Annotated in this window: 7 protein-coding genes and 1 tRNA gene (1 of these 8 running past the window's edge); 4 read left to right on the top strand and 4 right to left on the bottom strand. The window is 41.3% G+C overall.

Features of this window, described 5'->3' with window-relative positions; translation table 11 throughout:
• The 3 genes from AC3E9V_RS05135 to AC3E9V_RS05125 form a co-directional block, all read right to left on the bottom strand.
• Window positions 1-242, bottom strand: the 5' portion of a protein-coding gene (locus tag AC3E9V_RS05135; RefSeq protein ID WP_488752119.1) for an STAS domain-containing protein. The gene continues 100 nt to the left of window position 1, outside the view; 242 of the gene's 342 nt are visible here — the first part of the coding sequence; its start codon is at window positions 240-242; its stop codon lies beyond the left edge, outside the window.
• Window positions 226-708: a Fur family transcriptional regulator gene (locus AC3E9V_RS05130; protein ID WP_488752118.1), complete on the bottom strand. Its 483-nt coding sequence runs from the start codon at window positions 706-708 to the stop codon at window positions 226-228. The genes AC3E9V_RS05135 and AC3E9V_RS05130 overlap by 17 nt, the downstream gene beginning before the upstream one ends.
• A 192-nt stretch (window positions 709-900) precedes the next feature.
• Window positions 901-3,102 (bottom strand): RelA/SpoT family protein, encoded by a 2,202-nt coding sequence (locus AC3E9V_RS05125; RefSeq protein WP_488752117.1) that lies wholly within the window; start codon window positions 3,100-3,102, stop codon window positions 901-903.
• A gap of 240 nt (window positions 3,103-3,342) precedes the next feature.
• Between AC3E9V_RS05125 and AC3E9V_RS05120 the strand changes: the two genes are divergently transcribed.
• The 4 genes from AC3E9V_RS05120 (at window position 3,343) to clpX (ending at window position 6,850) form a co-directional block, all read left to right on the top strand.
• A tRNA-Leu gene (locus AC3E9V_RS05120) sits at window positions 3,343-3,424 on the top strand.
• Window positions 3,425-3,510: 86 nt separating this feature from the next.
• Window positions 3,511-4,833 carry a trigger factor gene (gene tig, locus AC3E9V_RS05115; protein ID WP_488752116.1) on the top strand — a complete coding sequence of 441 codons (1,323 nt, stop codon included), beginning with the start codon at window positions 3,511-3,513 and terminating at the stop codon, window positions 4,831-4,833.
• A 110-nt stretch (window positions 4,834-4,943) separates the two neighbouring features.
• Window positions 4,944-5,621 (top strand): ClpP family protease, encoded by a 678-nt coding sequence (locus tag AC3E9V_RS05110; protein WP_488752115.1) that lies wholly within the window; start codon window positions 4,944-4,946, stop codon window positions 5,619-5,621.
• Entirely contained in the window at window positions 5,621-6,850 is a 1,230-nt protein-coding gene (gene clpX, locus AC3E9V_RS05105) for an ATP-dependent Clp protease ATP-binding subunit ClpX (RefSeq protein WP_488752114.1), read from the top strand. Before AC3E9V_RS05110 ends, clpX begins: the two co-directional genes overlap by 1 nt.
• Here clpX and lpxB read toward each other — a convergent pair whose 3' ends face one another.
• On the bottom strand, window positions 6,851-7,954 hold the full coding sequence (lpxB, locus tag AC3E9V_RS05100; RefSeq protein ID WP_488752113.1) for a lipid-A-disaccharide synthase: 1,104 nt from the start codon (window positions 7,952-7,954) through the stop codon (window positions 6,851-6,853).

Genomic DNA, 7,954 nt, shown 5'->3' with positions numbered 1-7,954 from the left:
GGCTGAATCAGGTATAATTCGCCTCCTTTGTTTCTGAACTTCGTAAGAATGGTTATTAAAACGCCAATACCGCTGCTGTTAATATAGCGAACATCAGCTATATCGATCAGCCCGTATTTAACACCCTTATTAAGGGTGTCGTTGATCAATTCCACCAGCTCCGGCCCGTTATTTTCTCCAATAAGGTCTCCCTGGAATTCTAAGTGAAGTTTATCTCCATCTATATTATGTGTGTAATTCATTGTCTGATTTTGGTTTATTCTCACAATTTTCTCTTTTGCAATTGGCATGCAATATCAAAGAATGGTGAATTATATCAAATTGCAAAAGCTGTCCAACTGTGTTTTGGATGTTTTGGATCCTGGGGTCGCAAAACTCCATTACCTTATTACAATCTATGCATATCAGGTGATCGTGTTGACGATAACCATAGGATTTTTCATACTGAGCAAGGTTTTTTCCAAATTGATGCTTTGTGACCAACTCACATTCTACAAGAAGATCCAGCGTATTGTATACAGTAGCACGACTGACCCGATAGTTTTTGTTTTTCATGCTAATGTATAGATGCTCTACATCAAAATGACCATTACGGGAATATATTTCTTCCAATATGGCATACCTTTCAGGAGTTTTCCGCAATCCCTTTTCCTCAAGATATTCTGTAAAAATCCTTTTTACCTCCTCAAAAACAATCACTTGCTGCATTTCAGTACAAATATATTATAGAGTAGTAAACTAGTGTCAAGTCAAGCATGCTTTATCAGGACCAAGCTTTGTTCTTTTTGTCCCATACTGCCTTAAAAAACACTTACGTAGCTATGGCTATGCGCATATTTTTTGCGTTGCCTGGAACAAAAATAACTACAACTTATACCGCACAGTACACTTAACTTAACACTAGTTGCTTCTTGAAACAGAAACTACTCCATTTACCTGCTCCAGATTTTTGATCAGTTGATCGACATGCTGGGTATCATTTACATACAATTGAATTTCTCCTTCAAAGATTCCTCCTTCCGTATTTATGGTGATCGAACGCATATTTACCTTCAGCTCACCGGATATAACACTTGACACATCGTTAATAAGGCCTATTCTGTCTGTACCGATAATTTTAAGGCCTGCCAGGAAGGAATTGTCCTGACCAGAGGTCCATTTTGCTTTGACTACCCGGTAACCGTAGTTTGAAAGCAGCTCAGCAGCATTCGGGCAATTAGTCCTGTGAATTTTGATGCCGTCATTTACGGTAACAAAACCAAAGACCTCATCGCCGGGAATTGGGTTACAGCATTTGGCAAATTTGTAGTCCACCACATCCATATCCTCACCAATAAGGAGCAGGTCATAGTCTTTTTCTCTAACCTTTTTGATCTCCTTTTGCATGGCTTTAGGATCACTGACCCGCCGGTATTTATGCTCTTCTTCTTTCTTCTCATTAAACTTTTTAATGAGGCTATGATCTATCTTCCCTTTTCCGATAAGGTAAAAAAGATCAGTTGGGGTTTTTACATCAAAATATTCTGTAAGCTGTATAAGGGCCTCCTGGTTAAAGTCAACTTTTAATTGCTTAAGTTTTCGCTTGACCACTTCTTTTCCTTCAGCAGCAAACTGTTTCTTTTCTTCTTTCAGAGAATCTTTAATCCTGGATCTGGCTTTGGAACTCACCACGTATTTAAGCCAATCTTCGTTAGGTCTTTGTTTCTTGGACGTGAGGATCTCCACCTGATCACCATTCTTCAATACATAGTTCAAGGGGACTAATTTCTGGTTGACTTTAGCGCCCAGACACCTGGCCCCCACTTCGGTATGAATGTCAAAGGCAAAATCAAGCGCAGTAGCACCATTTGGGAGAGTTACCAGGTCACCTTTGGGGGTAAAAGCAAAGACTTCCTCCTGGAAAAGATTGGACCTGAAGTCATCTACAAACTCAATAGCTGAAGTATCGTTTTGCTCCAGTATCTCCCGAACTTTCGCAATCCACATCTCCAGTCCCTTATCGGCATCATTGTTTTTGCTCTCTTTGTACTTCCAATGAGCTGCGTATCCTTTCTCTGCAATTTCATCCATTCTCCTGGTTCGGATCTGGACCTCTACCCACTGTCCCCTGCCACTCATTACCGTGGTGTGAAGTGATTCATACCCATTAGCCTTGGGTATGCTGATCCAGTCTCTCAACCGGTCTGGATTAGGCTGATAGTAGTCTGTCACTATGGAGTATACCTGCCAGCACGCTGCTTTTTCATTTTCCAGCTCAGTATCTGCGATTATTCGAATGGCAAAAAGATCGTAAACCTCCTCAAAGGGTACATTTTGCTTTCGCATCTTATTGTGGATACTATGAATGGATTTGGGCCGCCCTTTTATTTCATAGGTAAAGCTACTGCTGTTGAGCTCTTCCTTGATTGGTTTGATGAAGTTTCGTATGAATTTATTGCGCGCATCTCTGGTCGCATTAATCTTATTTGCGATATGTGTATATGAATCCGGCTCGGTATACTTTAAATAGAGATCTTCAAGCTCAGACTTGATGGCATAAAGCCCAAGACGATGTGCTAAAGGAGCATACAGGTAGATGGTTTCGTTGGCAATTTTCAGCTGCTTGTCTCTGGGCATACTTGCGAGTGTACGCATATTGTGGAGCCTGTCTGCCAGCTTGATGAGAATGACCCTGACATCATCTGACAGGGTAAGGAGCATCTTTCTGAAATTCTCAGCCTGCTGTGAGGTGCCCTGTTCAAAAACTCCCGATATCTTGGTAAGGCCATCTATGATTTTGGCAACCTTCTTTCCAAAGGTTCTCTCCACAAAAGCCAATTCTATTTCGGTATCCTCCACCACATCATGGAGGAGAGCAGAAACTATGGAGGTGGTGCCCAGGCCTATTTCATCCACGCATATCTGAGCGACTTCCAGCGGGTGGAAAATATAAGGCTCACCAGATTTTCTCCGCATATCTTTGTGAGCCTCCATTGAGGTACTAAATGCCTTTTTGATAATTTTGGCATCCCCATCTTTCAGGATAGGTTTTGCATGTCTGAGCAGCTTTCTATACCTTCTTATTATCTCCTTTTTCTCCTCTTCTAAATCAACCTCAATCATTCTTGATTAAAAATATTTTTGATGCTTTGCAAAATTAAACTTTTATATATCTTTGCACTCCAAAATTTAGCGGTTGGATTGTTTAGAGCTCTATAGCTAAAACATTTATCTGACCAAAATAATGCGGATGTGGCGAAATTGGTAGATCCCGACGATAATTGTCGGGACAGGCGCACTGGAAAGTCTAGTGCGACTGGTTTTAAAACTCTGAGCAATGTCATCTTCATCGAGCAAATTAAAGCGGATGTGGCGAAATTGGTAGACGCACTAGACTTAGGATCTAGCGCCGCAAGGCATGGGGGTTCGAGTCCCTCCATCCGCACATAAAAAGAACCCTCTTCCAAACCCCAACAAAACATTGGGGTGAGCAAGGGGGTTTTTAATTTACTAACAAAAACACTTAACACCTTGGAAATCACACTTGACAAAATCAATAAAACAGAAGCCTTAATTAAAGTTAAATTAAAGGAGGATGATTACCAACCGAGTGTAAAACAAAAGATTAAGGATTACAGCAAGAAAGCCAATATAAAAGGATTTCGTCCGGGCAAGGTGCCTGAAGGCCTTATCAGAAAAATGTATGGCAAGTCCATACTTGCTGATGAGCTAAATAATCTGCTTTCAAAAGAACTCAATGATTATTTGAGGAAAAGTGACCTTCAATTCCTTGGAGAGCCACTTCCAAAAGAAGAAGGTTTTGAAGCGCTGGACCTGGAAAGTCAAAAGGATTTTGAGTTTGAGTACAGTGTAGGTTTTGCGGAAGATTTTGATCTGAAAATAGATAGCAAACTAAAGGTAGATAAACACCAGGTGAAAGTAGATGATAAAGCCATTGATGAAACCATTGAAAACCTGCAGCGACAGTTTGGAGAATTAACCAATCCGGATGTGGCTGAAGCAAAAGATACGCTGTACGGGCCGATGAAAAATGCAGACGGATCTATTGACAAGGAAATCAGCATTGACCTTAATGAGGTAGAAAAAGCTGCTGAGAAAAAGTTGATCGGATCAAAAGTGGAAGACACGGTAGAGCTGGACCCTAAAAAACTCTACAAAGATTCTCACAAGCTTCACCATCAGCTGGACATCTCACATGATGAGTTTGATGCCCTTAAAGGAAAACTTTCATTTACAATAAAAGGGATTAACAGACAGGTTCCGGCAGAAATCAACCAGGAACTATTTGACAAGACTTTTGGGAAGGATGCGGTGAAGGATGAGAAAGCGTTTCGTGAAAAGGTAAAGGAATCTGTCGCTCAAAACTTCAAAAATGAAGAGGAACAATTTTTCAATTATAAGCTGCGTGAGACGCTGGTAGAAAAGGCTAAAATCAACCTGCCGGATGATTTCCTAAAAAGATGGCTTACCAAAACCAACCAGGATATCACTCCGGAAATTCTTGAAAAAGAGTACTCCACCTACGCTGATGAGCTGAAATGGTCGCTTGTTCGCAATAAAATTGTAAAGGATAACGACATAAAGGTGGAAAATGACGAGGTAGTGGAGGAAGCTAAAAATCTTATCAGACAACAGTTTGGCCAAGCTGGACTCATCGGCCAGATGGATGATAAGCTGGATATGTTTGCTCAGAATTATCTGCAGGCCGAAAATGGAGATAATTACATGAAAGTCCATAATCAGGTCCAGAATAAGAAAGTATTTGACCATCTAAAGGACAATATCACCATTAAGGAAAAAAAGGTGACTTTAGATGAATTCAGGAAACTATAACGAACTAACTGCAACCAAAAGAGGTTAAATTAGAGTCCTTATAACCAGAGGGGTATCTTTGGGTGTGGTAAGGACTTTTTTATTTTTGCTTAGTTAAGTTAAATTGAAACATGATCGATAAAGAAGAATTCAGAAAATTTGCCGTAAAAGGACAAGGAATTAGTGGCACTAATTTTGATGCATATGCTAACCGTGTAGAAAACATGACTCGAGCGGTTATCGAAGAAAGACCCACTAATTTTAGAGAAATCGATGTTTTTTCTCGTCTTATTATGGATCGCATTATTTTTCTCGGAATGCAAGTGGAGGAGAATATAGCTAATATCATTACTGCACAACTGTTATTCCTGGAATCCGTTGACAGCAAAAAGGATATTTTATTGTATATTAATAGTCCTGGCGGATCAGTATATGCAGGACTGGGTATGTATGACACCATGCAATATGTAAGTCCTGATGTGGCCACCATCTGTACCGGGATGGCTGCTTCTATGGGTGCTGTGTTAATGACAGGAGGAGCTAAGGGTAAGCGATCAGCTTTACCACATGCAAGAATTATGATCCACCAGCCTAGTGGAGGAATGCAGGGGCAATCTAAAGATATGGAAATCACTCTGAAGCAAATGCAAGAGTTAAGAAAGGACCTGTATACGATTATAGCAAATCATTCAGGCAAGACATACGACCAAATCGAGAAAGATTCGGACAGAGATTACTGGATGAGAGCATCTGAGGCCAAAGAGTATGGTCTTATAGATGAAGTTTTAGAAAGAAATCCTAAAAAATAATGGCACAAGTTACCTGTAGCTTTTGTGGTCGGAATAAAAAAGATGTAGATCTGATGATCTCAGGTATACATGCACACATATGTGATAAATGTATATCTCAGGCTCAACAGATCCTCAATGAAGAATTAAAGACCAAAAGCACCACAGAAAGTCCCAAATTTAATCTTATCAAACCTGCTGAAATGAAAACTCACCTTGACCAATTTGTTATTGGCCAGGATGAAGCAAAAAAATACATTTCGGTGGCTGTATATAATCACTACAAGCGGCTGATGCAGGCCCAGTCAAAAGATGACGTGGTGATTGAAAAATCCAATATCATAATGGTCGGACAGACTGGTACAGGTAAAACCTACCTTGCCAGAACACTGGCCAAAATACTGCAAGTCCCATTCTGTATCGCCGACGCAACCGTGCTCACGGAGGCCGGTTATGTAGGAGAAGATGTGGAAAGTATTCTGACCAGACTGCTTCAGGCTGCCAACTACGAGGTAGAGCAAGCGGAGCGAGGAATTGTCTACATCGATGAGTTAGATAAGATCGCGCGGAAATCTGATAACCCCTCAATCACCCGGGATGTAAGCGGTGAAGGTGTGCAGCAAGCTTTACTTAAGCTTCTGGAAGGTACTTCAGTAAATGTACCTCCACAAGGAGGCCGTAAGCATCCTGATCAGAAAATGATCACCGTAAACACTGAAAACATCTTGTTTATCTGTGGGGGAGCATTTGACGGTATTGAGCGGCACATTGCTAACCGGCTAAATACCCGACCTATCGGCTTTGCCAATAGTGAGGATTTCAGTACGGAATCTATCGATAAAGAAAACTTGTTGCAGTACATCACAGCAATGGACCTTAAAAGTTTCGGTCTCATTCCGGAGTTAATCGGCCGTCTTCCTGTGCTTACTCATTTGGACCCATTAAATCGAGGAGCGCTCAAGCGAATCCTTACTGAACCAAAAAATGCGCTCATTAAGCAATATGAAAAATTGTTTGAGATGGAGGATGTCAAGCTTACGATTGATGATGAAGCGATAGACTATATTGTGGATAAAGCAGTGGAATTTAAGCTCGGAGCCAGAGGACTAAGGTCTATCTGTGAGGCTATCATTACTGATGCGATGTTTGACGTACCAAGCTCGAAAGATCTGAAAGAGATGGAAATTACGAAGGATTATGCCGAGGAAAAATTTGAGAAATCGAAATTCAATAAGCTGCGAGCAGCGTAACTAACGGCATAGCTCATAAATTGCCTTTGCTGCATTTGCAGAGGCGGGCAAAGTACCTAATTTATTACGGATCTCTGAATACCCTTCAGAGATCCTTTTTTTTGTCTCTGCATCATGAAGAATAGATTCCAATTCCGCAGCCAGGTCAACGGCGTTATAGTCCCCCTGGATGAGTTCTTTTACAATTCTCCGCCCGGCAATTATGTTAACAAGGGAGATAAACTTTACTCTGGCTAAGGATCTGGCCATGGTGTAGGTCAGCCAGCTGGTTTTATAAACCACCACCTGGGGCGCGCCCAGGAGAGCTGCCTCCAGGGTAGCAGTCCCGGAAGTCACAATAGCAGCATCTGCAGCCTTAAGGAGCTCATAGGTCTTGCCAAAATAGATTTTTAGATTTCTTATATCTCTTAAAGGCCCATAGAGACTTTCATCTACATTATCAACACCGGATATTAAAAACTCATAATCCTCATACACTTCCGTGAGCTTTTGGATGACAGGGATTGCGGATTCAATTTCCCGGACTCTACTGCCCGGCAGAAATACTATTTTCTTACTTCTTGAGTTGAGTTTTCGGATTAGCTTATCATCAAAAGGATGGTCATTTAGCTCCTCTAAAACCGGAGTCCCAACATACTTTACATCACAGCCGTGCTTACGATACAAGGCTTCTTCAAAAGGCAGAATAGTAAGCACACAATCTATGGTTCTCTTAATTAGCTTTATTCTGGAGGGATTCCATGCCCATACTTTTGGGGGAATAAAGTAAACTGTTTTTATCCCTCGGCTATGTACATATCGAGCTATTCGCAAGTTAAATCCGGCAAAATCTACCAACACTACCACATCCGGATCGGCCTCCTTAATGTCCTCCTTACAGGCTTTTAAATACTGCCTGAGCGTATTAAGGCGTTTTAAAACCTCTGAAAAGCCAATCACTGAAAAGTGGCGGTAGTCCTTCAGTATGTTTGCCCCGGCCTTTTGCATGGCACTCCCTCCCCAGGCTAAAATGACAGCCTGAGGATCCAAAGATTTTAATTGGGAAATAACCGAAGCAGCATGTAGGTCGCCTGAACGCTCGCCGACTATGAAAAAGTATTTCAT

The organism is Marinoscillum sp. HNIBRBA16962, from assembly GCF_057801515.1.
Note: the sequence above shows the minus strand (reverse complement) of the source record. Positions and strands in the feature narration are given on the sequence as shown.